The organism is Polaromonas vacuolata (assembly GCF_012584515.1).
GTDB classification, from domain to species: domain Bacteria; phylum Pseudomonadota; class Gammaproteobacteria; order Burkholderiales; family Burkholderiaceae_C; genus Polaromonas; species Polaromonas vacuolata.
This window is the reverse complement of sequence record NZ_CP051461.1, coordinates 2,644,302-2,670,287: the sequence shown is the minus strand read 5'-3', so window position 1 is coordinate 2,670,287 and position 25,986 is coordinate 2,644,302. Positions and strand designations below refer to the sequence as shown.

The 25,986-nt window shown below is 52.6% G+C and carries 24 protein-coding genes; 21 read left to right on the top strand and 3 right to left on the bottom strand.

Annotation, left to right across the window (positions count from 1 at the left end; all coding sequences use genetic code 11):
• Positions 1–85: 85 nt before the first annotated feature.
• From HC248_RS12145 to HC248_RS12065, 17 genes are all read left to right on the top strand, one after another.
• Positions 86–649 (top strand): hypothetical protein, encoded by a 564-nt coding sequence (locus HC248_RS12145; RefSeq protein WP_168922706.1) that lies wholly within the window; start codon positions 86–88, stop codon positions 647–649.
• 119 nt (positions 650–768) lie between these two features.
• A complete protein-coding gene (locus tag HC248_RS12140) occupies positions 769–1,071 on the top strand; it encodes a helix-turn-helix transcriptional regulator (RefSeq protein WP_202882380.1) in 303 nt (100 codons plus the stop codon).
• 8 nt (positions 1,072–1,079) lie between these two features.
• Entirely contained in the window at positions 1,080–1,565 is a 486-nt protein-coding gene (locus HC248_RS12135; protein ID WP_168922705.1) for a hypothetical protein, read from the top strand.
• Positions 1,562–1,885 (top strand): hypothetical protein, encoded by a 324-nt coding sequence (locus HC248_RS12130; RefSeq protein ID WP_168922704.1) that lies wholly within the window; start codon positions 1,562–1,564, stop codon positions 1,883–1,885. The genes HC248_RS12135 and HC248_RS12130 overlap by 4 nt, the downstream gene beginning before the upstream one ends.
• Positions 1,882–2,148: a hypothetical protein gene (locus HC248_RS12125; protein ID WP_168922703.1), complete on the top strand. Its 267-nt coding sequence runs from the start codon at positions 1,882–1,884 to the stop codon at positions 2,146–2,148. Before HC248_RS12130 ends, HC248_RS12125 begins: the two co-directional genes overlap by 4 nt.
• The gene (locus tag HC248_RS12120) at positions 2,141–3,055 is read left to right on the top strand and encodes a toprim domain-containing protein (protein ID WP_168922702.1); all 915 of its coding nucleotides are present in this window, start codon (positions 2,141–2,143) and stop codon (positions 3,053–3,055) included. The genes HC248_RS12125 and HC248_RS12120 overlap by 8 nt, the downstream gene beginning before the upstream one ends.
• Positions 3,049–4,938 carry a DUF927 domain-containing protein gene (locus tag HC248_RS12115; RefSeq protein ID WP_168922701.1) on the top strand — a complete coding sequence of 630 codons (1,890 nt, stop codon included), beginning with the start codon at positions 3,049–3,051 and terminating at the stop codon, positions 4,936–4,938. Before HC248_RS12120 ends, HC248_RS12115 begins: the two co-directional genes overlap by 7 nt.
• Positions 4,925–5,218, top strand: a complete 294-nt coding sequence (locus HC248_RS12110) for a hypothetical protein (protein WP_168922700.1) — start codon at positions 4,925–4,927, stop codon at positions 5,216–5,218. Before HC248_RS12115 ends, HC248_RS12110 begins: the two co-directional genes overlap by 14 nt.
• Positions 5,215–5,517, top strand: a complete 303-nt coding sequence (locus HC248_RS12105) for a hypothetical protein (RefSeq protein ID WP_168922699.1) — start codon at positions 5,215–5,217, stop codon at positions 5,515–5,517. Before HC248_RS12110 ends, HC248_RS12105 begins: the two co-directional genes overlap by 4 nt.
• Before the next feature lie 233 nt (positions 5,518–5,750).
• Entirely contained in the window at positions 5,751–5,903 is a 153-nt protein-coding gene (locus tag HC248_RS12100; RefSeq protein WP_168922698.1) for a hypothetical protein, read from the top strand.
• A 7-nt stretch (positions 5,904–5,910) separates the two neighbouring features.
• Entirely contained in the window at positions 5,911–6,177 is a 267-nt protein-coding gene (locus HC248_RS12095) for a hypothetical protein (RefSeq protein ID WP_168922697.1), read from the top strand.
• Between the two features lie 401 nt (positions 6,178–6,578).
• Complete coding sequence (locus HC248_RS12090; protein ID WP_168922696.1) at positions 6,579–8,135, top strand: class I SAM-dependent DNA methyltransferase; 1,557 nt, start codon at positions 6,579–6,581, stop codon at positions 8,133–8,135.
• Entirely contained in the window at positions 8,125–9,465 is a 1,341-nt protein-coding gene (locus tag HC248_RS17720; protein ID WP_238342617.1) for a restriction endonuclease subunit S domain-containing protein, read from the top strand. The genes HC248_RS12090 and HC248_RS17720 overlap by 11 nt, the downstream gene beginning before the upstream one ends.
• Positions 9,462–11,015 carry an antiviral reverse transcriptase Drt4 gene (gene drt4 / locus HC248_RS12080; RefSeq protein ID WP_168922695.1) on the top strand — a complete coding sequence of 518 codons (1,554 nt, stop codon included), beginning with the start codon at positions 9,462–9,464 and terminating at the stop codon, positions 11,013–11,015. The genes HC248_RS17720 and drt4 overlap by 4 nt, the downstream gene beginning before the upstream one ends.
• A gap of 6 nt (positions 11,016–11,021) precedes the next feature.
• Positions 11,022–14,111: a type I restriction endonuclease subunit R gene (locus HC248_RS12075; protein ID WP_168922694.1), complete on the top strand. Its 3,090-nt coding sequence runs from the start codon at positions 11,022–11,024 to the stop codon at positions 14,109–14,111.
• A gap of 381 nt (positions 14,112–14,492) precedes the next feature.
• Entirely contained in the window at positions 14,493–14,690 is a 198-nt protein-coding gene (locus HC248_RS12070; protein ID WP_168922693.1) for a hypothetical protein, read from the top strand.
• A 449-nt stretch (positions 14,691–15,139) separates the two neighbouring features.
• Entirely contained in the window at positions 15,140–15,334 is a 195-nt protein-coding gene (locus tag HC248_RS12065; RefSeq protein WP_168922692.1) for a hypothetical protein, read from the top strand.
• A gap of 367 nt (positions 15,335–15,701) precedes the next feature.
• Here HC248_RS12065 and HC248_RS12060 read toward each other — a convergent pair whose 3' ends face one another.
• Positions 15,702–16,814 (bottom strand): DUF2325 domain-containing protein, encoded by a 1,113-nt coding sequence (locus HC248_RS12060; protein ID WP_238342616.1) that lies wholly within the window; start codon positions 16,812–16,814, stop codon positions 15,702–15,704.
• 853 nt (positions 16,815–17,667) lie between these two features.
• On the opposite strand from HC248_RS12060, the gene HC248_RS12055 reads away from it, so the two are divergent.
• Positions 17,668–18,306 (top strand): DUF6806 family protein, encoded by a 639-nt coding sequence (locus HC248_RS12055; RefSeq protein WP_168922691.1) that lies wholly within the window; start codon positions 17,668–17,670, stop codon positions 18,304–18,306.
• Between the two features lie 17 nt (positions 18,307–18,323).
• On the opposite strand, the gene HC248_RS12050 is transcribed toward HC248_RS12055, so the two are convergent.
• Positions 18,324–18,965, bottom strand: a complete 642-nt coding sequence (locus HC248_RS12050) for a TetR family transcriptional regulator (protein ID WP_168922690.1) — start codon at positions 18,963–18,965, stop codon at positions 18,324–18,326.
• 169 nt (positions 18,966–19,134) lie between these two features.
• Between HC248_RS12050 and HC248_RS12045 the strand changes: the two genes are divergently transcribed.
• The 3 genes from HC248_RS12045 to HC248_RS12035 are packed head-to-tail and all read left to right on the top strand — an operon-like array spanning position 19,135 to position 25,054.
• On the top strand, positions 19,135–20,427 hold the full coding sequence (locus HC248_RS12045; protein WP_420371985.1) for an efflux RND transporter periplasmic adaptor subunit: 1,293 nt from the start codon (positions 19,135–19,137) through the stop codon (positions 20,425–20,427).
• A gap of 12 nt (positions 20,428–20,439) precedes the next feature.
• Positions 20,440–23,604, top strand: coding sequence for an efflux RND transporter permease subunit (locus HC248_RS12040; RefSeq protein WP_168922689.1), 3,165 nt, complete (start codon positions 20,440–20,442; stop codon positions 23,602–23,604).
• On the top strand, positions 23,597–25,054 hold the full coding sequence (locus HC248_RS12035) for an efflux transporter outer membrane subunit (RefSeq protein ID WP_168922688.1): 1,458 nt from the start codon (positions 23,597–23,599) through the stop codon (positions 25,052–25,054). The genes HC248_RS12040 and HC248_RS12035 overlap by 8 nt, the downstream gene beginning before the upstream one ends.
• An 86-nt stretch (positions 25,055–25,140) precedes the next feature.
• Here the strand turns inward: HC248_RS12035 and murI are convergent, their stop codons facing one another.
• Positions 25,141–25,980 (bottom strand): glutamate racemase, encoded by an 840-nt coding sequence (gene murI / locus HC248_RS12030; RefSeq protein ID WP_337778948.1) that lies wholly within the window; start codon positions 25,978–25,980, stop codon positions 25,141–25,143.
• Positions 25,981–25,986 lie beyond the last annotated feature (6 nt).

The window sequence follows — 25,986 nt, the reverse complement described above, 5'->3', positions numbered from 1 at the left end:
AGCCGTCGACTAATTACCGACAGCAAAAACCCGTTACCCCCTGACGGGTTGGACTGGCACCTTATTTCAGGGGCTAGGGGGAAAAATGCAGCGAGATAATTTTTTACTTGCGCTCAGCTATAGCCAAAAGTTGCTAGATGATTGTATCTATGATGTTTCGCTATCGTTCGAAACATTGGTAGAGATTGGCATAAAAGAGATTTCAAAAAAATTAAATTTAGATAAAGAAATTTTTTCTGATGTGGAAAATGTCGACGATATTTCAGATGCGGCATTTACAGCTATTTGTAAGGCGTCAGCTTTCGTATTTACTGCTGAGAAGATAGGTTATCCAGACGGATATGAATTATTAATCCTAGCGAATTTTGAAATGGGTTTTGTTCTTGGTGTGGCTACAAATATAGTAGAAAGTGAAGAGAACAATCGAATTAAGCTTTCACGTCAAGGGCTTGCAGGCCAAGAAGTCCGGCACAGGAAAACGCGAGAATTAAAGTTGTGGGTGTTTTCAATGGCTGCATCTATGCGAGATCATCACGCTGGTATTGCACGCAAGTTATCGGCACAGATACCCGATCACTTAGCTTGTGTTTCCAAAAATCCGGAGCGTTTTATTTACGATGCACTGAGGACGCGGCGCACGCCAGATTGATACGGCTGGCCAGCTACACGTAACGGCTGGCCAGCTACACGTAACGGCTAGCCAGCTAACGGTAAATATATCTATCAATCGCCGCGACATTCAAACCTTCATTCACATGAGGGCAGTCAATGTCACAAACCACCAAGGCTAAACAAAAGCCCGTTTCCATAGTCACCCCGGCCATTACGCAAAAGCCGTGGGCCGTTATTCCATCATTCGATCTAATGCCCGACACGGCGCTAATCCGTGAGGCGCAGCTAGTGCAAAGCCCAAAGCGCCCGGGTGTTCCTGCACCCTTGCCGTTTAGCGGCCCTACGCTCTGGCGCAAGGTGGCGGCGGGAACATTTCCCCGGCCTTTAAAGCTAAGTACCCGTGTGACCGCATGGCGAGTTGGCGACGTGCGCGGCTGGCTTAACGCCTTAACGGTGTGAGCATGGTCATGTTTCAAAACACACCAACGACGACACAGCGCAAAAGCTGTGCTACATTTCAACCAACCCCGGAACTGCTGGGGCCGATGCTTGAAAACATCCTAGATAAAGCGGGCAACCTCCCCGATAGCGAGGTTTTTTCACGTCCTAATTCTTTGGTTTACGGGCGGGATGGGTTAGTCCGTAAGGCTGACCGCATGGCTTTATCCATGTTTTCAACATCCCGTCCACCCGTTGCTCTTGAAAAGGCGGCGTGTGGTTTTCAGTCTCGTAAAGGAGCCGAAGCCATGACCAAGGTCAACACCCCCACCACGTCCACAGCGGACAAAATCGCACGTCAACAAGCCATTGAAAACGCCCTTAGTACGGCGCTGTTTCATATTCGGCAACCCAGCACCAGCAAAGCATTATTTGCAGCGACAGGCCGCGCTAGTCGCGCTCTGACCATGCTCAAACAAGCTTGCGCTGATGCACAGATCGGCGGTGCAGCATGAACGCCACCACTAAAGCAATTCGAGATCAAGCCGATGAAGACGGTTTGAAATTGCACCACCTGATGAACGTCATTAAATTGGCGGCATTCGCATCCGAAGCCAGACGCGTCCTTGAGGGGATTGAGTGCGCAACGCTTTACCGTCCTGAAATGGCGGCTGTTATTTTGGAGTCAGTGCCGGGGTCTAAAAGCTGGACGACTCAGGATGACGAATTAGGCAGCGTCTTAAGCAATGTTGCCTTTGAACTTTCGGCATTGGCAGGGGAAATCACCGATCGGGCTTATGCGCTGGCGACTCACTTGCAGGAGGTGAAGGCATGAGCAACAAGCAAATAAAAAAGGCCGCTGGCGCTACCAACACCAACGGCCTAGACACAAATACAACCCTTGCCAATTGTCCCACTGTAGGGGCTAAAAACAAGCTACTCGCCAACCTGACGGCCTACTTTGCATTGGCTGGCCACGCTGTCATTAAAGGCGAAAGCGGCGACTTCACAGTTTGCAAATACGGCATGACACGCTACTGCAAAGACTTCGCCGAGCTGCAAGGCTTTGCGCGGCAATTGGGGATTAATCATGAATAACCTAGTTGATCAATTCCGGCAGGCCATAGCGGCTACTGGCCTTGATGCCCCTGACGTGATCCACGAGGACGGCGCTATCCACCGGTTTAGCACCAACGGCAAGCGCGGTGATGAGTCGGGCTGGTACGTGCTTTACCTTGACTGTGTGGCGGCTGGATCGTTCGGCGATTGGCGCTCAGGGCTGGTTTCTAGCTGGTGCAGCAAGACCACCACCGATATGACTCAAGTAGAGCAAGACGCCCACCGAAGCCGGGTACAAGCTATGCGGGCGCAGCGTGATGCCGACTTAGTGCAGCGTCACCAGCAAGCCAGCGAATCGGCAGCTCTGCAATGGGCGCAGGCTTGGCCAGCCCCGGCCAATTACCCCTACTTAGTGGCTAAAGGCATTCGACCTTATGCCCTGCGAATCTTCGAGGGCAAGTTGCTAGTGCCCATGCGCGACACGGCAGGCACTTTGCACAGCCTGCAAAGCATTGGTGAGGACGGCGATAAACGCTTTTACAAGGACGGCAGGGTTAGCGGCTGTTATCACTCGATTGGCAAACCTGCGGGCCTGCTGATCGTCTGCGAAGGCTTCGCTACTGCTGCCAGCATTCATGAGGCTACAGGGCAGGCGGTGGCAGTGGCTTTTAACTCTGGCAATCTTGGAAGGGTGGCAATGGCGCTGCATAAAAAGTATCCCGACCTAGTCATCATTCTTGCGGCTGATGATGACTGGCGCACAGAGGGCAACCCCGGTACGACTGCTGCTAAGTCGGCAGCGCTGTCCGTTGGCGGCTTCACCATTAGCCCGCAATTTCCGGGCGACAGACCACCGAAGGCAACCGACTTTAACGACCTAGCCGCATTGGCTGGACTGGCCGCAGTGCGCGAGTGTTTTTCTGAGACTGAGGGGTTCGTATGCTGACATTGACAAATTCTAGGACTACAGATGACGTAGAAGGCACGGCGCCTACGCATGAGAGTTTGGCTGTAAAAGCGGCTAAATCCAACGGGGATACAGTGGCGACAAAACCGACGTCAAGCCTCATACCTAGCGAAAAAGACAGACCTAAATTCGTTGTCCTTGACGATTGGATCGAGGTTGTCGACTGCAAATACCGGCCCGGTGTGTGGCTCTTTGGTATGAAGCAAGGCAGGGGCGATACACCAGCAACACCGACCCAAGAATGGGTCTGTAGTCCACTTCACATTGACGCTGTGACCACTGACGCCCAAGACGGCAACTACGGGCGCTTGCTACGCATCAAGTCCACGCAGGGTAAGTGGACGACTTGGGCTATGCCCATGAACATGCTTCGCGGTGACTGTAGCGACTTGCGCGGCGAGCTTTTAGGCATGGGTGTCGAGATTGACCCACGCGCTAGGTACACGCTCGCTGAGTACTTGCAGGACAAGGCACCCAAGCGGCGGATTCAATGCGTGCTGCAAACAGGTTGGGCAAACACCGAATTTAAAGCATTCGTTTTGCCAGACATTGTTATTGGCCCCAAGAAAGACGGCTTCGCCTATCAGTCGGGCGAGCGCGGCGCAGAGGAATACACCACTGCAGGAACGCTGGCCGGGTGGCAGGCCGGTACTGCTGCGCTGGCCGTTGGTAATCCGCTGCTGGTGTTGGCTTTGTCTGCCGCCTTTGCCGGGCCGGTGCTGGCGCGCTGTAATGCAGAAAGCGGCGGCATTCACTTGATCGGCGACAGCTCGACCGGTAAGACAACCGCTATTGAATCGGCCTGTAGTGTCTGGGGTGGGCCTAACTTCAAACGCAGTTGGAGAACAACTAGCAACGGGCTAGAAGGCGCAGCCGCTTTATTTAACGACTCGCTGCTGGCGCTCGATGAAATCTCAGAGTGCGATCCACGCGCAGTAGGTGAAGTCGTCTACATGCTGGGCAATGGCCGGGGTAAGCAACGCGCTGGCCGCACAGGTTCGGCACGCGCTGTGATGCGGTGGCGCAGTAGCGTGCTGTCTACCGGTGAGCGCTCAATTGCCACGACTATGACCGAGGGCGGGCACCGGGTTAAAGCTGGCCAATCAGTCAGGCTGCTAGACGTGCCAGCACAGCGCACCTATGGCGCTTGGGACACCTTGCACCAGTTCGACAGCGGCACGGCATTTTCTGATGCTCTAAAGCGCGAGGCAGCAACCCACTACGGACACGCAGGCCGAACCTTTTTGGAAAAGCTCACGCGTGACCACGACGACAGTTTTAGTGACGCTTTGGATGAGATCAAGGCAAAGCCAGAATTTCAAGCGCTAGGCGGTGAGGGTCAGAGCAAACGAGCTGCAACACGCTTTGCAGTCTTGGCGCTGGCCGGTGAGTTAGCAACCAGCTACGGGGTGACAGGATGGACGGTAGGCGAAGCCATTAAAGCGGCGGCGGTGGGCTTTGCCGCTTGGCAGTCCTTGCGCGGCGGCGTATCCCAAGGCAATTCCGAAGGCGAGCAAATTGCCGATGTCGTGAACAGTTTTATAGAACGCCACGGTGACAGCCGTTTTTCTGATGTTGATAACGGCGATGAACAGCACTCGCCTATGGTGCACAACCGGGCAGGCTGGTGGCGTATTGCTGGCAATGGCCGTAGTTACCTGTTCACGTCAAGCGGCTTGCGCGAAGCACTTAAAGGGTTTGACTTCACACGGGCGCTGGACACCCTGCAAGACGCTGGAATGATCGACGCACCGGGCGCTAATGGTGAGCGAGCACGGTTCATGCGCATTGGTGGTCGAGGTCTGAAACTCTACACAGTCCACACCAACAAGACACTAGGGGCTGAAAATGATCAGCGCTAAACCTACTGGTATTGTTAAAAGGGACGTATCAGCCGTATCAGCCGTGCAAGCCAGTGTTTATGCGGGTTTGGGCTGCTACGGCACTAATTCGGCAGACGTATCAGACGTATCACTAAGCAGGTCAAAGGCCGTCCCTGATACGGCTGATACGGCTTGGAAAAACATGCCGTATCAGCGCAAACCCAATGCCCATGCGGCTTGCACGCCTGATACGTCTGAAACGTCCTGTTTGAACAATGTTCAATGCAAATGTTTGGGCTTAAAGGCGGGAGGCGTGTGATGGGCCTCAGATCAGTCATGCAATACCTACAAAAGCGGGAGCCTGTCACCCTTTCAGTGCCGCTTATAAACAATGCCCGCGCAAACGTACTGACCGACCAGCTAGACGACGTGGTCAGCGAACCTGCTGCACTGGCTATACAAGCCGATCAGATCGACTGGCGCGAACTCGACCAAGCCTACCAAGCGCACCACTTCAAATGCGCGGCCTGTATTGCCGCTGGCCGTGCGGCTGGCTATGGACTGCGCTGCGGTGTCGGCGCGGCGTTGTGGAGTGACTATTCAAACAGCGCCCATTGACCAGTGCAATAGCCGTAGTGACAGCGCTAAAGAAAACATGAAAACAATCAGGATTAATCAAAGTTGCCAATTGATTTCGATTTATTAAAAGGACGGACAGCATGAGCAAGCACTGTACGGGTGACTACAGAGAGTTGGACATACGCAAGATAAACTGAGCCGGAAAACTGGCGTTAGGGCGCGTCAGTAGTTGGTCGTGGAGTCGCAATGGCCAGACTTTAGGCAACATCAATATGCACGCAGGCGTTGGCAACGTGACCCTTAACTATCGACAGCGGCAACACGGCGGCGAGTGGGAAGACGTGAGCTACTCTGTGGGGCTTGCTCACACCTTGCAACTTAGGCGGTCAGCGTGTCTGGTGGCTATGCCCGACGCGGGGCTATAGGCGGCGAATGGCGGTTCTGTATGGCGGCGGTGTGTATGCGTGCAGGCATTGCCGCAAGCTGGCGTACAACACGCGACGCGAGCAGTCGCACGACCGGGCCGATAGGCAGTCGGGCGGACTCTATCCGCAAGCGCTGGGGATTCTTAATGGCAATGGCGGCAAGCCTAAAGGGATGAACAGGGCAACCTTCGCGAGCCCGCGTGCGAAACATGACGCCCAGGTCAGCCATTCGCTGGCAGGCATGACGTCAAAGTTCTCAAAAGCATTAAAGTAAATTTATTGTGTTAAGGCCCCGTGCGCTTTGCTAAAGAGAGCACCGACATCTTGTCGCGCACATGCATGCGCCGTATCTTGTCCAACATTTTCATGGTGATCACCTTGTTTGCTCCTGCCTAAAAATCAGGCAAAACTAGTCAAACACTTGGCTCAGTTATGAAGCGGCACAGCCTCCATAAGTGGCTCAGTTTGTGGTCGGCGGCAATAGCTAAGTCCATTTAACTTTGAAAATCTGTATCGCCAATCTTTAGAGGACTCTGCTGTTCATTCATTTGGATAGGACCACTTTAAGAACGAGTAGTTTGTTTTATTTGTATGTACAGCCACCACATGAGATACAACTCAATGGTTAATAATCTCTAGCAAACACAAACCAATGATTAGGGATGACGCCAAAGCATGCTGGACGACATTAAAAAAACACTCTGGGCGACTGCGGACAAGCTTCGTACCAATATGGACGCCGCCGAATACAAGCATTTAGTGCTCGGCTTGATTTTCGTCAAATACATTTCCGACACCTTTGCTGCCCGCCGGGCTGAGTTAACAAGCCGTCTCACCAACCCAGCGGATGACTACTTCTTTCACGATGCCCAACCCGGCGACATAGACGCCGAGCTAGAAGACCGTGACTACTACAAAGAAGTCAACGCCTTTTGGGTACCCGAATCCGCCCGATGGGAAGCTCTGCGTGCCGCCGCCAAGCAGCCAGACATTGGCAAACGCATTGACGAAGCCCTGACGCTTATTGAACAAGAAAACCCCAAGCTCAAAGGCATTTTGGACAAGCGTTACGCCCGCGCCCAACTGCCTGACGGCAAGCTGGGTGAATTGGTTGACTTGGTATCGACCATAGGGTTTGGCGACAACCCCAGCACCGCCCGCGATATTTTGGGGCAGGTGTATGAGTATTTTCTGGGTATGTTTGCCAGTGCCGAAGGCAAGCGCGGCGGGCAGTTCTACACCCCAGCCAGCATAGTCAAAACCTTGGTCGCCATTTTGGCGCCGCACACCGGCAAGGTCTACGACCCCTGCTGCGGCTCGGGCGGCATGTTTGTCCAGTCAGAACGCTTTATCGAAGCCCACGGCGGAAAGCTCGGCAATGTGTCGATTTACGGGCAAGAAGCCAACCCCACGACTTGGCGCCTAGCCGCCATGAACCTAGCCATTCGCGGCATTGACTTCAACCTAGGCCGCGAACCGGGCGACACCTTTACCCGCAACCAGCACCCGGATCTGCGGGCTGACTTTATTCTGGCCAACCCGCCCTTCAATATCAGCGACTGGTGGCACGGGAGTCTGACCGGCGACCCACGCTGGGTGCATGGCGACCCGCCGCAGGGCAATGCCAACTATGCGTGGTTGCAACACATGCTGCACCACCTCAAACCCACGGGCCGCGCCGGCATTGTGCTGGCCAACGGTTCTATGTCGAGTAGCCAAAACAGCGAAGGGCAAATCCGTGCCTCTATGGTCGAAGCTGACGTCATAGAAGTCATGGTCGCTCTGCCTGGCCAGTTATTTTTCAACACCCAAATTCCCGCCTGTCTATGGTTTTTGTGCAGACAAAAGCCGGCAGAACGAAAAGGCCAAGTACTGTTCATAGACGCCCGCAAGCAAGCCAGCATGATTAGCCGGGTGCAGAGCGAATTGACTGACGCTGTCATTGATCGCATTGCCGAAGTAGTCGCCGCTTGGCGCGGCGAAGCTGATGCCGGTGACTATGCAGACATAGCAGGCTTTTGCCGCAGCGTGCCACTGGCCGAAATCGCCCAACACGGCCATGTGCTTACTCCGGGGCGCTATGTGGGTGCCGAAGAGGTAGAGGACAACGACGAAGACTTTGCCACCAAGATGCAGCAGCTCACCGAGAAGCTGGGTGAGCAGATGACAAAGGGAGCCGAGCTGGACCAGTTGATTCGGCAGAAGCTGGGGGGGCTGGGGTATGAGTTCTGAGCTACAAAAGCTCTGGGAACATGCTGGTGGCCAATTGCCCGCCGATTGGACGATCGCGCCACTTGAGTCTTTCTTTCGAGATGCCAAGGGAATTGCTGTTGGCGTCATGTACCCCGGTCCAGACACTCCAGGGGGGACACCGCTGCTCAAGGTTGGTGACATAAAAGATGGCGTTGCGTTGCGCCCAACTTATTGCATTTCGGCTGCTACTGATGAAGAGCATCGGCGCACAAAGTTGGTTGGCGATGAATTGCTCATTACACTTGTCGGCAATCCTGGCGAATGCATCGTGGTTACGCCTGAGATGGTTGGCTGGAATCCAGCTCGGGCGATTGCCGTTATCCGGCTACAAGACATCAGCCTTCGTACTTACTTGAAGACGGTTTTGGAAAGCACTGCTGGTCGGCACCTCATTGATGCAGTGTTGAACACTACTGTTCAGAAGACTCTAAATCTCAAAGACATACGAAAGCTACCCATACCGTTGCCAACGGACGCGGAGATCAAATGGATTTCTGGCATTTCAGAGGCTTTGACAAACCGCATCACCCTCCTACGCGAAACCAACGCCACGCTAGAAGCCATCGCCCAAGCGCTATTCAAGTCGTGGTTTGTCGATTTCGACCCCGTGCGTGCCAAGATGCAAGGCCGCGCGCCCCAAGGTATGGACGAGGCCACGGCGGCGCTGTTTCCAGATGGGTTGGAGGAGTCGGCGTTGGGGTCGGTTCCAAAGGGATGGCGAGTGCAATCACTGGACACTATCGCAGCCTTCTTAAACGGCCTTGCTCTCCAAAAGTTCCCACCTACCGGCCATAGCGACTTACCCATTATCAAAATTGCACAACTTCGCAAAGGCAATTCAGTTGGATCAGACCAAGCATCTCGAAACATTAAGCCTGAATACGTTGTCAAAAACGGTGATGTGCTGTTTTCCTGGTCTGGTAGCCTTGAGGTGGAGATCTGGTGCGGAGGTGAAGGTGCTTTAAATCAGCACTTATTTAAAGTCACGTCTGAGGCGTTCCCAAAATGGTTCTACTTTTTCTGGACGCGTCACCACTTGGCCGATTTTCGGCAAACCGCAGCAAGCAAAGCAACTACTATGGGGCATATACAACGCGGTCATTTAACGGCTGCAAAGGTATGTATTTCCACTGCCGCTGTTCTTAACGCGGCAAATTCAGTGCTTGAACCAATCGTTGCAATACTCATTCAAAACAGCCTACAAGCTCAATCTTTAGTTACCCTCCGCGAAACCCTGCTCCCGCGCCTAATCTCGGGTCAGTTGCATTTGCATCCTGATGTATCCGAGCATACGGCGGTCATAGTGTGAGCATCGACAAAGATTTCGCGCTGACAGCCTTGCTGGGGCATAACTATCTTCCAACGCAGAGGGAGGCTCACGAGGAAATGCCACCCATCTTTTCGACAGTGGCATTCAGTCCAACGGTTGCGCGAGCACTTGGGACGTTAGAGTTTCGCACGAGCAAAGTCACAGGCTATTCTGGTTACGACCATGTCGAATACAAACTAACTCGGTTCAACAGTGTTTGTCGAATTTTGGCAATGCCACATCCCCTACCGTATGCAAAGTTATGCCTTTCACTGCACGAGCATTGGGAAAAATTCGACTACATCGTTGACAACCCAAACAGTCAAATCAAACCACAGCAATATTCGGATGGACGACTGATTATCATGAACGGTTACAGCAACACAGTTGAAAAGTCGAATCGACATTTGTCGCACGCTTTTGGGAAGCTGTACCGCGTGAGCACGGATATTGCAAACTGCTTTCCGAGTATCTACTCTCATGCTGTGCCTTGGGCGCTTGTCGGTCATGAGGAGGCCAAGAAAAACAAGATGGCTAAGAATGTCTGGTACAACCAAATTGATAAAAATCTTCGTGCATGCCGACGGGACGAAACACAGGGTATTGCCATCGGCCCAGGAACATCAAATGTTTTGGCAGAGATTATTCTGGCGCGCATCGACGAAGCACTCCGCAAGAATGGGTTTAGCTACACCCGATTCATAGACGACTACACGTGCCACTGCGAAACAGAGGAACGTGCGGCGGAATTTGTCCGTTTGCTTGAAGCCGAAATCGCCAAATACAAGTTCCAACTGAACATTAAGAAGACAATGGTGCTTCGGTTACCTCAGCCGCTCAGTGATGCTTGGGTTGTGGAGTTGAATCATCGCTTACCGAATACGGAGACTGTGTCTGCATATCAAGCCTTTCAGTTTCTTGACTTTGCAGTAAGCCTCAACTCGGCCAACCCAGACGGCAGTGTATTGAAGTTTGCAGCCAAGGCACTGTTGGGTAAGCCGCTACCGGGGCTTGCTCATGGTGAAGTGCTCAACTATTTGCTTACTTTGGCATTTCAGCAGCCGGTGCTGTTGCCATTCCTTGAAGGGCTTTTGAAAGACAATGCAATCCAATTTACCGGTACTTCATTTTTCTTTGGTGAAGAAACTCACAAACTTAATGCTATTGTTCTTGAGAATGCGCGTGTCGGACGCTCGGATGGCATGTGCTGGGCGCTTTACTTCCTTGGATATCACAACGCGCAGATAGAAGACGAAGTTGCAACCAAAGTGGTTGGAACACGTGACGCATTCACTCTTCTCACGTTATATTGGACGGGGCAACACCAAGACAAAGTCATAGGGTTTTGTGACACATTGGATAGCAAAGACCTTTACGAGTTGGACAGCTACTGGGTATTGCTCTACCAACTGTTTCACGATGGAAAACTAGACAACCCTTATGAAGATGGCGTCTTTGAGGTCATGAAAGCTCATGATGTGAATCTTTTGCGCCCAAAAGTAGACGAATCTCAGACCGATGCGGTAACCGCAGTGGCTTCTGATGAGTGACTTGGAATGACCGAAGACCAACTCGAACAAGAAGCCCTAGCTTGGCTGCAAGATGTGGGTTATAGCCATCGCTACGGCCCTGACATCGCTCACGACAGCCCCACGCCTGAGCGCAACAGCTACCGTCAGGTGATCTTGCCTTTTCGGCTGCGCGAGGCCATCAACCGCCTAAACCCCAGCATTCCCGATGCCGCCCGCGAAGAGGCGTTTAAGCAGGTGATGGATTTGGGTATTCCGGCTCTGCTGACCGCAAACCAATACTTTCACCGCCTGCTGGTGACCGGTGTGCCGGTTCAGTACCAGAAAGACGCTGAAACACGGGGCGACTTTGTACGCCTAATCGACTGGACGACGCCTGAGCACAACGAATGGCTGGCGGTGAACCAGTTCAGCATCAAAGGCCCGCGCCACACACGCCGACCGGACATCATCTTGTTTGTTAACGGTTTGCCTTTAGTTTTGATTGAGCTAAAAAATCCGGCGGATGAAAAGGCCGATATCTGGAAAGCCTACGATCAGATTCAGACCTACAAAGAGCAAATACCTGAGGTGTTCCAGACCAACGAGTTGCTAGTCATCTCGGACGGCACCGAGGCACTGCTGGGCAGTTTGAGCGCTGACCCTGAGCGCTTTATGGCGTGGCGCACGATTGATGGCGTAGCCCTTGACCCGCTGGGTGAATTTGATGATCTGCAAACGCTTGTGCGCGGTGTACTGGCGCCGCACTACCTGCTGGACTATCTGCGTTATTTTGTGCTGTTTGAGGACGACGGCGGCATCATCAAAAAGATTGCGGGCTATCACCAGTTTCATGCGGTGCGCATGGCCATCGTGCAAGTCATCAAAGCCTCCAGCCCCGGCGGTTCGCACAAAGGCGGCGTGGTCTGGCACACCCAGGGCAGCGGTAAAAGCATTACTATGACGTGCTTTGCGGCCCGGGTCATGCAAGAGCCGGTGATGGAGAACCCAACCATAGTCGTCATCACCGATCGCAATGATTTGGACGGTCAGTTGTTTGGCGTGTTCAGCTTGGCGCAAGACCTGCTGCGCGAACAGCCGGTGCAAGCGACTACCCGGCAAGACCTGCGCAGCAAGCTGGGCAATCGGCCCTCTGGCGGCATTGTTTTTGCCACGATTCAAAAGTTTATGCCGGGCGAGGACGAGGACTTTTTCCCGGTGCTGTCTGAGCGCAGCAACATAGTCGTTATCGCTGATGAGGCGCACCGCACACAGTACGGCTTTGAAGCCAAACTCAAAGGCAAGCCCGGTCAAGAAAGCTATCAAGTCGGCTACGCCCAGCATTTGCGCGACGCCTTACCAAACGCTACTTTTGTGGCTTTCACGGGCACGCCTGTGTCTAGCGAAGACCGTGATACCCGGGCTGTATTTGGTGACTACATCCATGTCTACGACATGCAGCAAGCACAAAAAGACGGTGCGACCGTGCCTATTTATTTTGAATCGCGCCTAGCCAAGCTGCGGTTAAAAGATGCAGATATGCCCTTGCTAGACGATGAGGTTGACGAACTCGCTGAAGACGAAGAGGACAGCGCCCAAGCCAAGCTCAAAAGCCGCTGGGCAGCGCTAGAAAAAGTAGTCGGCGCCGAGCCCCGAATAGCCAGCGTCGCGGCTGATTTGGTAGCCCATTTTGAAGCCCGTAATAGCGCGCAAACCGGCAAGGCAATGGTGGTGGCAATGAGCCGCGACATCTGTGTGCATCTGTACAACGAGATCGTCAAGTTGCGCCCGGACTGGCACGACGCAGACCCAGAACTTGGTGCCATCAAAATCGTGATGACAGGCTCGGCCAGTGACAAGGCACTGCTGCGCCCTCACGTCTACAACGCGCAGGTTAAAAAACGTTTAGAAAAACGATTTAAAGACCCAGTAGATCCGCTGCGTTTGGTGATTGTTCGAGACATGTGGCTCACCGGTTTTGACGCCCCCTGCGTGCACACCCTTTACGTGGACAAACCCATGAAGGGCCACAACCTGATGCAAGCTATTGCCCGTGTGAACCGGGTCTTCAAGGACAAGCAAGGTGGCTTGGTGGTGGACTATATCGGCATTGGTAGTGAGCTTAAGGCGGCGGTAAAGGAATACACAAACAGCAAAGGCAAAGGCCGACCAACCGTAGACGTACATGAAGCCTTTAGTTTGCTGATGGAGAAAATAGACGTGCTGCGCGCCATGCTGCACGGGTTTGATTACAGCGACTTTATGAGCGGTGGCCACAAAACACACGCAGGCGCAGCCAACCACGTTTTAGGGATTAAGGAAGGCAAAAGGCGCTTTGCAGATGTAGCGCTAGCCATGAGTAAAGCTTTTACGCTGTGCTGCACGCTCGACGAAGCCAAGGCGGTGCGCGAGGAAGTGGCTTTTCTGCAAGGGGTCAAAGTGCTGCTGACCAAGCGAGAAGCTACTGCCGGCAGACGTACTGACGAACAACGTGAACTAGCCATTCGACAAATCATCAGTCAAGCCGTGGTGTCGGATAGCGTGGTGGATATCTTTGATGCAGTAGGCTTAGACAAACCCAATATCGGCCTGTTAGATGATGAGTTTTTAGCCCAGGTGAGTAACCTGCCAGAAAAGAATCTGGCGGTGGAATTATTAGAGCGACTTTTAGAAGGTGAGATCAAAAGCAAATTTGCCAGCAATGTGGTACAAAACCGCAAGTTCTCAGAAATGCTGGCCAGCGTGATTGCCCGTTACCAGAACCGATCCATAGAAACCGCACAGGTGATGGAAGAGTTAATAGAGATGGCAAAAAAATTCCGCGAAGCCGCTACGCGTGGAGAAACTTTGGGTCTGAGCGAAGACGAAGTTCTTTTCTACGATGCCCTAGCAACCAACGAATCAGCAGTGCGTGAACTGACCGATGAAACGCTAAAAAAAATCGCTCATGAACTAACCGAAAACCTGCGTCAAAACCTAAGCGTAGATTGGTCAGAACGCGATAGCGTGCGCGCAAAATTACGCTTAATGGTCAAACGCATACTGCGCAAATACAAATATCCGCCAGACCTGCAGGATGCGGCAGTGGAACTGGTACTACAGCAAGCGCAAGCGTTAGGAGAAAATTGGTCCGCGTAAAGCATGAGCTAGCCACTAATTGGTACTTGAAATCGAATGTCGGTGGCAACAGGCGGCAACAGGCGGCAACAGGCGGTCATAGACGGTAAATAAATGGCGCTTGCTATAAAAGAGTGGGGGGGGCGCAAAAGTCTTAGCGCATATAAGTGTAAAACCGATCATTGCCCACTTTGCTTGCAACCGCGAAAAACAAACCGGGGGTCGTATTGGTAGAAATGCAATCGGGGGGGGGGGGGGCGGCTGAAACTATCCAACACGTTTAAGACGAACCGGTCGTAAGCCTTTATTGGCGCAACCGCGAAATGATCTATTTTTTTAGGAGCGCAGGGGGGGCGCGAAAGTCTGGCGCGCACCAGAGCTGGAAACCGACTGTTATCCCACGTGGACAAAAAATCACCCGCTCAGATTAATCAAAATGAAATCAAAAAAGCCGAATTGATGCACTCTGACTTTTTGAAGATGGTGATGCAGGTCTTGGGAGGCGCAGGAAATTTTTCCTTGGTCTATTTTGGTGGGAATGGGCTAGGCCATACCAAGGCTGCAAAGGATGAGAAATCACCAGTAACCAAAAGCCGCTAAGCGACCTGAAGGGTGTACGTAAAGTTGCGTTGACGTGCAGACCTAAGCACACTCTTGCGAGTTGGCATTAACTACGCTGATTTTTCAGTTCAGTATTTCATGTTGCGCACGCGACTGCGAGGTACTCGTCTTGCTCGCGTTTGAAACGCGACCCATGCCACATTACGCACGCGCCTGCGAGGAAAGATACGGCGGCTTTGCGCTTCATCTATTTATGCAACGTTGCGCACGCACCTGCTAACAAATAGATGTCCCCAGAATTAGGGCTATCTTCATGCCAACTCGCGCACGCCACTGCGAGTGAGTTTTTAGGCGCGGTCATGGCGGGGTGCAAATGCCACGTCTCGAACGGCCTGCAAGGGGATTGACTGCGCCGGTTTCTTGGCTCAGTACATGACTAGCCGATCACAAGCCAGCAACCAGCAAACCGCCTGCATAACTGTGTGTAGATGGATAACACGCCACGCACGCTCACCATGAATTTTCCGAGTCCATACGCGCGCGAAGTGAGCAGCGCACCTGACTGCAAGCGTTTTACAGGTCAGGACTTCAATTTCAAGCCCGCGCCTATCGTCGGAATTTCTCAAGCTGGCGTTGAAGTACTGGCCAAAACTTGCCAAGAACTTGCCAAGCTAATTAGATAAATTCACGCTCACAAACGCGTGGTGTTTATCCCTCTGGCTGTTAACCAATACTTTGGCGATCAAGTCGTTTGAAGACCTGCGCTATTTGCGGTGATGGCGAAAAACTAGGCCTGGTCTGTTTTCCTGTCTTTGGCGCTGGTTACGTCAAACTGTCCATTTATAGAGACAGATTTATTTTTGTTGGTACTTATGTTGGTACTTTATGAAGTGGAAAACAAAAAACCTAGGCTTTATAAGGGTTACAAGATGAAATGCGGTTCCGGTTTCGCCCACCTGACAATCAGTATTTTAAATTTATTAAATCCGCTTAGCGTTCAGCTAGGCGGATTTTTTTTGTCCACCTTTTGTCACAAACGACTGCTGGTGTTTAAGAGTTAGAAACAATGACGGACTGTATTTTTTCGTTGCTGCTGACTAACACCTCATGTTTGAGGGAATTTGTGTTCAGATCGTTTGTGGTGATTTGTTCTAAGCCTCTGGTCAGTGACGAAACACTTGGGTTTTCAACAAATACGCAGCGTTTTCCGGTGCGTTTGCAAAAGTCTTTTACTTTCCAATAAGCGTTGTGGCTAATGCAGCCAGTTTGGCAAATAACCAAGTCTGCTGCGGCTAAGCTGGCATCCAAAATATTCGATCGATCTTCAATACCACCGTCATGATGGGCGAAGCGCCCGCCAACCTTCTCAATCACATCTCTATAGTTGGCAATGCTGCCGCTACGCCCGCCCACACACAACACAGTTTTGTGATTTAAATGCAGTGTGATGGGTGCTGCGTGTATCTCTGTTTGTTGTGCCAGCTGGGTTCTTGCTGCATGGGCTACAACTTGTTGAAAGGTCTCCAAAGACTTGGTTGTAGTGCGTAGTTTTTGGCGTAATTCAAGATTTTGTTTTTCCAGCTCTGATTGACGGACCTTTTTTTGTGCTACTATTTTTTGCAAGCGCTCGCCCGCATCAAAGTCGGGTGTGGCCGATTTGAGCTTGATTAAATTTTCAGATAAAAAAACGATGCGGCAGTCTTTACCCGCCAGTTCAGCGCGCATTTGCATGAGCTCAAGCTGCAGGCGTTCGGCCTCTCTGGATTTTTCTGCTAACAGCCGCGTACTACGCGCTTGAACTTTTGCGAGTTCTCTGGCCAGGATCGCGTTTTCGTTTAGAAGTGCATTAAATTTTTCGATTTCAATCCGCGCGCTAGCGCCCACTTGGTGCTGCAGCATGTGCATGTCGCGGCATAAGACTTCTTGCAAAACATCATCACAACGTGGGTGGGTTAACGCCGCCCAAAATGCACCCGCCACATTGCTTGTATTTGCTGTAGACGCCCACAATTGCGCCACTGCATTGGTAGTCTTGGCTGCTTTGAATAATTGAATTTCAGGGATGTAGCGTGAATCTAACTCGGTCTGCATTAGCTCAGACAAGCGGTTGCGTTGCGTGCATTCAGCCACTGCACCAAGATGCAACTCATAGTCGTCTGCCAAAACTTTGTGCTGATATAAAGCCTTGTTTATGAGTCGCTTTAACGCGTCCAACGGCAAACAAACACCTACGACAGAACAATGGCATTGATGCGGCAAGTCCCAAAGTCGTCGTCGTCGGGAACCGGTCGATTGCGTGCTGCTTACTGTTACCTCACAACTGTCATTGTGGATATTTATGACGTTGAAATTTTCTGCATCGTGCTCGCACATGGTGTTGACTCCTGCCATTTGGCGTTGTGAAAATAAAGATGAACTTTGGTCTTATCCGTTTAAGGTGTGTTGATCAGGCTGTTGAATCTCCTGCTGGTCAGCGTCGCTCTATTTGGTGTGAATAAGCCCGTAAAGATGACTAGCCCTAATGCAGCACAGTCAATGTGCTCAAGTCAGTCACTATTTAAGACTTATCCATTTTTTTTGCAAAAATTCATGAATGGGCTGGTTAATTCGGAGAATGAGTTCAGTAAGAGCGGTCTTAGATTGGCGATCCGTTTCATCGAGTATTTATTCTATACGCAAATACGAATCATTCTCAATTGAGTGCAAATGCTGACTTTGACGGTTTTTCCACTGTGCGCTGAGGCTAAAAAAAAGTTGCCAAACACATAATTTTTATTATTTTTCGGCAGTAAACATACTGGCTACTAGGTGTTCAGGCGTAGCAGTACGAATACAAAAAAATAAATTAGAAAAATCAAAACACAGTGATAAAAGTTCATTGTCAAAGTGACTTAGACACCGAATCTTCAGGCACGACAGGCCTAGCGCTTTACTATCGACTTCGCATCAAGTGCAGGGCATGCAAAAGGACTTTTATTTGGTGTTTAGGTACCCACTCTGGGGTTAAGATCGTTTGATGGCTAGTTACAACACCCCCTTCGAAATCCATGTGCATGGCGAAGTCCCGCTGCGCGAGGAAGTCACGTTTGAACAGCTGCAGGAGGCTCTTAAGCCACTGTGGAAATACAACGGCTCCAAGTCGCTTGCAGCGGCGGCAGAAAGCAGTTACGAAGAAGAGCCCGGCATCCGTTTTGACGCAGCTCAACACGTTTTGATGATTTGCTGGACTGTGCCCGGCGATGAAGATTTTCGTCAGGCGCTTGATGAAATGTGCATGGCGCTCAACGAGCTGGCTCAAGACGGCGCGCCCATCGAAGTGACGTTTTACGATTCCGACTTTGATGATGACGATGAGGAAGACGACCACAACCAAGAAGCGCGGGACGACTTCGCCATGTACTTCGTCGGCCCTACGCCAGCGGCCATCATGCAGGTACAGCGCGATTTACTGGTGCAAGACATGATTGGTTTAATGGAACGGCACTTCGACGCCTCGGAGTTGGGCGATGTGGTTGCAGCAGTCGACAAACTGTTTACCGAGCGTTTTGATGCATTGGTCAGCTCCATGCAATTGGGTAAACCACCCAGAGGCTTAGGCGGCTCGCAGGGTGGATCAGGACACGGCGGCGGACGCAAACCTAGGCATTTGCATTAATAAAGTTTGTCAGCTTTTCAAGCTGGGCGGCTAAGTGGTTTGAGGCTAAAACCTAAGCCTGCTAAATAAACGTCAATCAACCGAGTGCCCTTTTCGGCTAGCTCGAAAACCTGTGGGTCCAGCAGCCAATTTTGTATTAATCCATCTGTCAAAGCGTGCAGGCCTTGAGCGGCCTCAGCGTTTGTCAAAGGCATGATTAGAGATTGCTCTGCTGCTGCCTGCTTTAAACCCTTTTCCATTTCACCCAAGAAAATATTGCGCACGGCCAGATGCCGTAGGCGAACGGATTGCAACTCGTCTACATATTCGACCTTGTGGGTGGCCACCTCCAGCACACGCCGAGTACGCTTATCGTTGGTGATAAGAAGCAAAGTTCCTTCCATCACCTGCCTGAGATGCGTCAAAGTATCTTCTTGAGCGTTTTGGTCTAAGTTTTCAAACACCTGCTCTAGCGGCAAGGTGACGCGTTCCATCATGGCGTTAAAAAGATCGGCCTTATCTTTAAAGTGCCAGTAAATTGCGCCCCGGCTAGTGCCAGCCTCGCTGGCGATGTCTTTGAGTGATGTGCGTGAAACACCTTGGCGCTGGAATAATAATTCAGCCGCATCGAGCAGGCTGAATCTGGTTTCAAGGGCTTCTTCTTTTGTCCTACGTGCCAAAGCGGTTCTTTCCTAGGGTAATTACTAGCGACAATGATTTTACATTCATCAATGTATGTAAAATCCAGCGTTGATTTAAATCCATCAGACTCGCTTCACGCTATGTTGATCTGATCGGTTCTATTTTCCCCCACCTATTTTTAGCAGCGCTTATTTTTAAGGAAGACGTATGCCCGCACAACGTATGACCTCGCTATTATCGATTCTCCCCAAGTCAGTTTTTCAGCCGCATCTGCTGGCATTGGCGCTTTCTACTGTATTGCTTGCGGCCTGCGGCAAGTCTGGCGGCAGTGCGCCTGCAGCACCACCTCCGGCTGAAGTGGGTGTGATCACGGTTGCCCAGGGCGATGTACGCTTGACCACCGAATTGCCAGGCCGTCTTGAGGCCTCACGGATTGCTCAAGTCAGGGCCAGAGCCGCGGGTATTTTGCAAAAACGCTTGTTTCGCGAAGGTAGCGATGTGACGTCTGGTCAAGCCCTTTTCAGCATAGATTCCGCTCCTTTCGCTGCGCTGCTCGCCAGCGCTAAAGCCGGTCAAACACGTGCCGAGGCCAATGAAGCTCAAGCTAGCAGCCTAGCCGAACGCTATAAGCCTCTGGTCCAAGCCAATGCAGTGAGTAAGCAGGAATATGCGACTGCGGTTGCGGCGCAAAAAGTCGCCCAAGCAGACGTCGCCGTCGCCAAGGCTAACGTGCAGACTGCCAGCATCAATCTGGCTTATACCAATGTGACTGCCCCGATATCGGGTCGTATCGGCCGCACCTTGGTGACCGAAGGTGCTCTCGTCGGTCAAGGTGAAGCGACCCAGTTGGCGGTGATTCAGCAGACCAACCCCATGTATGTGAACTTCACGCAATCGGCTGCCGATGTGATGCAACTGCGCAAATCGCTGGCCAGTGGCCAACTCAAACAAGCCAGTGGCACGGAAGCGGCCAGTATTCGCGTAGTGCTTGAAGACGGCAGCGTTTATCCATTGCCCGGTCGCTTACTGTTTTCTGATTTAAGTGTTGACCAGACCAGCGGCCAGATCACCTTGCGTGCCGAGGTACCCAATCCAAAGGGCATATTGTTGCCAGGACTGTATGTGCGGGTACGCCTAGAGCAAGCGCAAGCAATCAATGCAGTGACCCTGCCGCAGCAGGCGGTGATGCGCTCTGGAGCCGGTGATACGGTCATGATTGTGGATGCGAGTGGCAAGGTTTCTCCACGTAACATCAAGCTTGGCGACTCCCAAAATGGTCGTTGGGTAGTGCTGGACGGTTTGAAAAATGGCGAACAAGTCATGGTTGACGGGTTTCAAAAACTCCGCCCCGGCGCGACTGTCAAGGCCGTGCCATTCAAACCTTTATCTGCGACTGGTGAGAAGGCTTTAGCGCCTGCCGCCGCAGCACCGGTTGGCGCCGCATCTGCCGCACCCGCCGCCGCACCCGCCGCCGCATCTGCCGCCGCAAGCGCGAAGTAAGGAGCTAGACGCATGGCAAAGTTTTTTATTGACAGACCCATCTTTGCATGGGTACTTGCAATCTTCATCATCGTGTTGGGCAGTCTTGCTGTCACCCAGCTGCCGATTTCACAGTATCCGAGAGTCGCGCCGCCATCGATTGTGGTGACGGCGAGTTACCCGGGTGCTTCCGCTAAAGTACTCGAAGAAAGTGTGATCAGCGTGATCGAGCGCGAGATGAATGGCTCGCCCGGTCTGATTTATATGGAGTCAGTCGCTCAAGCTAACGGCACTGGCAACATCACCTTGAGTTTTGAGCCGGGTACCAACCCCGATCTGGCTCAGGTCGACGTACAAAACCGGCTCTCGCGGGCAACGCCGCGCCTGCCGTCGGTAGTCTCGCAGCAAGGCGTTTTGGTTGACAAGGCCAACTCAAACTACTTGATGTTCGTGCTGCTGTCTTCTGATGACCCTGCGCTAGATCCAATCGGATTAGGTGACTACGCTTCGCGCAATGTGTTGCCCGAAATTCAACGTGTCGCAGGCGTTGGCCAAGCTCAGTTGTTTGGTACTGAACGCGCTATGCGTATTTGGATAGACCCGGCTAAGTTAAACGGTTTTGGCTTGTCATCAAGCGACGTCAATACTGCGATAAGGCAACAAAATGCGCAGGTCGCTTCCGGCACTATTGGTGATTTACCCATAGTGCCCGGTCAGGGCATTGCCGCCACGGTAGTGGTCAATGGTCAGCTGTCAAATGTCGAGCAATTCGGTCAGATTGTGCTGCGCGCTAATACTGATGGCTCAACCGTACGGTTAAAAGACGTTGCCCGCATCGAACTGGGTGCGCAAAACTACACCACTTCTGCAAGACTCAACGGTCAGCCCGCGACCGCTGTTGGCGTGCAGTTAGCGCCAGGCGGCAACGCAATAGCCACCGCAAAAGCGGTACGCGACAAGATGGACGAGCTCACACCTTACTTTCCATCTGGTGTGAAATACGCCATTCCTTACGACAGTTCAAACTTCGTGCGTCTGTCCATCACTCAGGTAACGACGACTTTGATCGAAGCCGTTATTTTGGTGTTCTTGGTGATGTATTTGTTCTTGCAGAACATTCGCTACACCATCATCCCAACTCTGGTCGTACCTATAGCGTTATTGGGCACTTTTGCGACCTTGTTAGCGCTGGGTTTTTCGATCAATGTGCTGACCATGTTTGGCATGGTGCTGGTGATTGGTATCGTCGTCGATGATGCGATTGTGGTGGTCGAAAACGTCGAACGCATCATGAGCGAGGAGGGGCTCTCGCCACTAGACGCCACGCGCAAAGCCATGGGTCAGATCTCGGGCGCCATTATTGGTGTGACCGTGGTTTTGATTTCAGTCTTCGTGCCGCTGGCCTTTTTCGCCGGCTCAATTGGCAATATTTACCGCCAGTTCTCCGCCGTGATGGTCGCTGCGATTGGTTTTTCAGCCTTTATGGCGCTGTCGCTCACACCCGCGCTGTGCGCCACCTTGCTCAAGCCAGTAAAAGCCGGTCACCACATGGAGAAAAAAGGTTTCTTCGGCTGGTTTAACCGCAAGTTCGACAGCACTGCCAAGGGCTATGAAAGCATAGTTGCGCGTTTGCTCAAACGCGCAAGTCGCTACTTAGTCATTTGGGCTGCGATTATTGCGGTGGTGGGCGTGATCTATGTGCGTTTGCCAACTTCCTTTTTGCCGGCAGAAGACCAAGGTACTTTGCTGGTAAATATTCAGTTGCCGCCGGGTGCGACGCAAGAGCGCACCACGGCTGTGGTGGAGCAGGTCGAAGACTACATGCTTAAGCAACCTGAAGTTAAAAGCATGGTGGGCGTGCTGGGCTTTAGTTTTTCTGGCCGAGGTCAGAACGCGGCGTTGGCCTTTGTCACGCTCAAAGATTGGTCTGAGCGCAGTGGCGAAGGGCAAACAGCCGAAGGTATTGCTGGGCGAGCCATGGGTGCTTTGTCCGGTATTCGGGATGCGTTTATTCTCCCGCTTAGCCCGCCTCCCATCCCTGAGTTAGGCAATGCCATTGGCTTTACCTTTAGGCTGCAAGACCGCGCCGGTTTGGGTCACGATGCCTTGTTGGCAGCGCGTGGACAGCTGCTAGGCCTCGCTGCTAAGAGCCCAATACTGGCGCAAGTCAGGCCAGAAGGTTTGGAAGACGCGCCTCAGTTGCAGCTGGATATAGACCGCAATAAGGCCAATGCGCTAGGCGTGGGTTTTGATGCCATCAATGCAACACTGTCGACTGCGCTGGGTTCGAGCTTTATCAATGACTTTCCGAATCAAGGCCGTTTGCAACGCGTGATTGTTCAGGCAGATGCGCCTTTCCGCATGCAGTCTGATGACTTACTCAAACTCAATGCCGCCAATGCCAAGGGTCAGCCCGTTCCGCTATCGGCTTTTGCCAGCACGCGCTGGGTAAAAGGTCCGCAGCAAACCGTGCGCTTTAACGGCTATCCCGCGATGCGAATTAGCGGCAGTGTGGCACCGGGCTTTAGTACCGGCGCTGCAATTCTAGAGATGGAAAAACTCGCTACCCAACTGCCTGCTGGCTTTGGTTATGAGTGGGCCGGTCAGTCGCGTGAAGAAAAGGCGGCGGGCTCGCAAGCCACGATTCTTTATGTATTCGCCATTCTTGCGGTGTTCTTGTGCCTAGCTGCGCTGTATGAAAGCTGGACTATCCCCTTGTCCGTGATCATGGTTGTGCCACTTGGCGTTTTAGGTGTACTTCTGGGCACCTTGATGCGTGGCTATTCCAACGACGTTTACTTTCAGGTGGGCTTGGTCACCATCATCGGTTTGTCGGCGAAAAACGCGATTTTGATTATCGAGTTTGCTAAGGAGTTACAAGCCCAAGGCAAGGGCGTGGTCGAGTCTGCTTTGACCGCTGCACGCATGCGCTTTAGGCCAATTTTGATGACCTCGCTGGCGTTTATGCTGGGCGTGATGCCACTGGTTTTGGCCTCGGGCGCAAGCTCGGCTAGCCAGCGCGCCATCGGCACTGCAGTGGTTGGCGGCATGCTCACCGGGACTGCGTTAGCGGTGTTCTTCGTGCCTATTTTCTTTGTCGTGATTCGCAGCCTTTTCAAAGGCAAAAAGAAGCCGCAAGCGACTGCTAAAAATGATGCTGAAACAGCGCCAAAAATTGAGGAAAAAAAGCATGACTAAGTCAGCAACTCCGCGCAGCGCGCTTTCGGCAGTCACCGCACTTTGCGCTGCGTTGGCCTTGGCCGGCTGCTCCATGATTCCGGTCTACAACCGGCCTGCAGCCCCAGTGGCAGTGGACTGGCCAGTGCTGCCGGCTAACACCTCGGCAACCGGCGAGCTTTCGGCAGTGCCCGCCGCAGATTTGGAGTGGCAGGATTTTTTCAGCGATCCCAAGCTCAAGCAATTGATCACTACGGCCTTGAATAACAACCGCGACTTGCGCGTGGCCGTGCTCAATATCGAGAGCGCAAGAGCGCAGTTTCAAATTCGTAGCGCAGACCAGCTGCCTAGTGTGAATGCCTCAGTCAGTGGCCTGCGCCAGCCGAATATCAACGGCAATGGCAGCATTAGCAGCAGCTACACAGCGGGCTTGGCTGTCACGGCTTACGAGCTAGACTTTTTTGGTCGCGTTGCAAGCTTAAAAGAAGCTGCGCTGGCTCAGTTTTTGGCGACCCAAGAAGGCCGCAAGACGATTCAAATCAGCTTGATCGCCAGCGTTGCCAATACATATCTGGCCTTGCTGGCGGATGAAGAATTGCTAGCTATCACCCAGCAAACACTGGCCACTCGGCAAGACTCTTTAAAGCTGAGTCAGCTGCGTTTTGACAATGGTGTGAGCTCTGAGCTCGATTTGCGTTTGGCCGAGTCTTTGACTGAAGTGACACGCGTGTCGCTGGCTCAACAGTTGCGCCAACGCGCCGTCGATCAAAATACGCTGACTTTGTTATTGGGCCAATCATTGACGCCAGAGCTAATGCCGCGCCTGGCAACAGGCTCAGGTTTAGCGACTATGCCGCTGCTGCAAGACGTGCCGTCTGGCCTGCCATCGGACTTGCTGGCACGCCGACCTGATGTGCGCCAAGCTGAGCAGTTGCTGCTGGCGTCTAACGCCAATATTGGCGCTGCGCGGGCGGCATTTTTCCCACGTATCTCGCTCACGACCAGCGCTGGCAGTGCGAGTTCGCACCTAGGCAACTTGTTCCAAAGCGGCTCTTATGGCTGGACGTTGGCGCCACAATTGGTCTTACCAATTTTCGATGCGGGCCGCAATCAAGCCGGTCTGGATGGTGCTAGAGTGCAGCGCGACACAGCCGTGGCGCAGTATGAAAAAGCAATTCAAGTGGCGTTTCGAGAAGTTGCCGATGCACTGGCAGGACGCGCAACTCTGGGCGAGCAATCGCGTGCCCAGCAGGCTCAGGCCGATGCGGAGACGATTCGTTTTCGCCTAGCTGATTTGCGTTATCAAAATGGTGTGTCCAACCAATTAGAACTTCTAGACGCGCAGCGCTCCTTGTTTACAGCGCGCCAAGCCGCTGTGTTGGCAAGACTGGCGCAGTTGCAGGGACAAGTTACTTTGTACAAAACGCTGGGTGGTGGCTGGAAAGAAGCCGCTCTTAATACTGCGCCTTAAAAATTAGATCTTCGCTGCTGAACCCTGTTATTTAAGTGGGGGTAGCAGCGGCTTGATTTTCTTAGATTGAGAGTCTCGCTTGCCATTTAAATAGCCAGCACCTCGACCACCGCTTCAAGCCCCAACCAACGGTTGGCGGCAGCTTGCAGCGTTTGCGCTTGACCAGTGCTCACCAGCCGTATATTGCCCAGTTTAGATGTGGTTTCTGCTTGCGAAGAAGTTGGCATTGACGCCGTCAGCAAACGCCGTGCCTGACGCGCTACAGCTGCGCCATTTGACAACAATTGCACCCCGCTCCCGAGCAGTTGTTGCAACTGATCGCTGACAAAAGGGTAGTGGGTACAACCGAGTACCAGTGTGTCTATGGCCTCATCGTGGTCGCCGAATGTGCCCATCATGCTGGTGTATTTTTGGCACAGCGCCAAGGTTTGCGTTGTGTCGCCGCTGATGGCGCTTTGCTCTATCGCATCAGCCAACCCATCACAAGCTTGTAGTGTGAAATGGGCGCTACCAACCTGCGCTGCTAACAACGCTTGAAAGCGGCGACTTGCCAAAGTGCTGCGGGTCGCCAGCACGCCGACGTGACCGGTTTTACTGACCAAGCAGGCGGGCTTTAAAGCTGGCTCTACACCCACCATAGGCAGCTGTGGAAACTCTGCGCGCAGCTGCTCTATTGCCGCGGCTGTAGCGGTATTGCAAGCTAACACCAGTATGCTGATGCGCTGCTGGTAGAGCCAGTTAACTAGCTTTCTTGAGCGCTCCAATACATATGCTGTATCGCGTTCGCCATAAGGTGAGTGCGCACTGTCGGCAGCATAGACAAAGTCATGCGCCGGCAACTCCGCACGCAGCGCAGCCAGAACGCTAAGTCCACCTATGCCGCTGTCAAAAACGCCAATCGTGCTGCTGGGCAACTGCAACGTCACGGCTTT

Bases quoted from the DNA above. Each gene is read 5' to 3' on its own strand.
- HC248_RS12145 (WP_168922706.1), top strand. From the start codon at position 86: ATGCAGCGAGATAATTTTTTACTTGCGCTCAGCTATAGCCAAAAGTTG.
- HC248_RS12140 (WP_202882380.1), top strand. From the start codon at position 769: ATGTCACAAACCACCAAGGCTAAACAAAAGCCCGTTTCCATAGTCACC.
- HC248_RS12135 (WP_168922705.1), top strand. From the start codon at position 1,080: ATGTTTCAAAACACACCAACGACGACACAGCGCAAAAGCTGTGCTACA.
- HC248_RS12130 (WP_168922704.1), top strand. From the start codon at position 1,562: ATGAACGCCACCACTAAAGCAATTCGAGATCAAGCCGATGAAGACGGT.
- HC248_RS12125 (WP_168922703.1), top strand. From the start codon at position 1,882: ATGAGCAACAAGCAAATAAAAAAGGCCGCTGGCGCTACCAACACCAAC.
- HC248_RS12120 (WP_168922702.1), top strand. From the start codon at position 2,141: ATGAATAACCTAGTTGATCAATTCCGGCAGGCCATAGCGGCTACTGGC.
- HC248_RS12115 (WP_168922701.1), top strand. From the start codon at position 3,049: ATGCTGACATTGACAAATTCTAGGACTACAGATGACGTAGAAGGCACG.
- HC248_RS12110 (WP_168922700.1), top strand. From the start codon at position 4,925: ATGATCAGCGCTAAACCTACTGGTATTGTTAAAAGGGACGTATCAGCC.
- HC248_RS12100 (WP_168922698.1), top strand. From the start codon at position 5,751: ATGCACGCAGGCGTTGGCAACGTGACCCTTAACTATCGACAGCGGCAA.
- HC248_RS12095 (WP_168922697.1), top strand. From the start codon at position 5,911: ATGGCGGTTCTGTATGGCGGCGGTGTGTATGCGTGCAGGCATTGCCGC.
- HC248_RS12090 (WP_168922696.1), top strand. From the start codon at position 6,579: ATGCTGGACGACATTAAAAAAACACTCTGGGCGACTGCGGACAAGCTT.
- HC248_RS17720 (WP_238342617.1), top strand. From the start codon at position 8,125: ATGAGTTCTGAGCTACAAAAGCTCTGGGAACATGCTGGTGGCCAATTG.
- HC248_RS12075 (WP_168922694.1), top strand. From the start codon at position 11,022: ATGACCGAAGACCAACTCGAACAAGAAGCCCTAGCTTGGCTGCAAGAT.
- HC248_RS12065 (WP_168922692.1), top strand. From the start codon at position 15,140: ATGGATAACACGCCACGCACGCTCACCATGAATTTTCCGAGTCCATAC.
- HC248_RS12055 (WP_168922691.1), top strand. From the start codon at position 17,668: ATGGCTAGTTACAACACCCCCTTCGAAATCCATGTGCATGGCGAAGTC.
- HC248_RS12045 (WP_420371985.1), top strand. From the start codon at position 19,135: ATGCCCGCACAACGTATGACCTCGCTATTATCGATTCTCCCCAAGTCA.
- HC248_RS12040 (WP_168922689.1), top strand. From the start codon at position 20,440: ATGGCAAAGTTTTTTATTGACAGACCCATCTTTGCATGGGTACTTGCA.
- HC248_RS12035 (WP_168922688.1), top strand. From the start codon at position 23,597: ATGACTAAGTCAGCAACTCCGCGCAGCGCGCTTTCGGCAGTCACCGCA.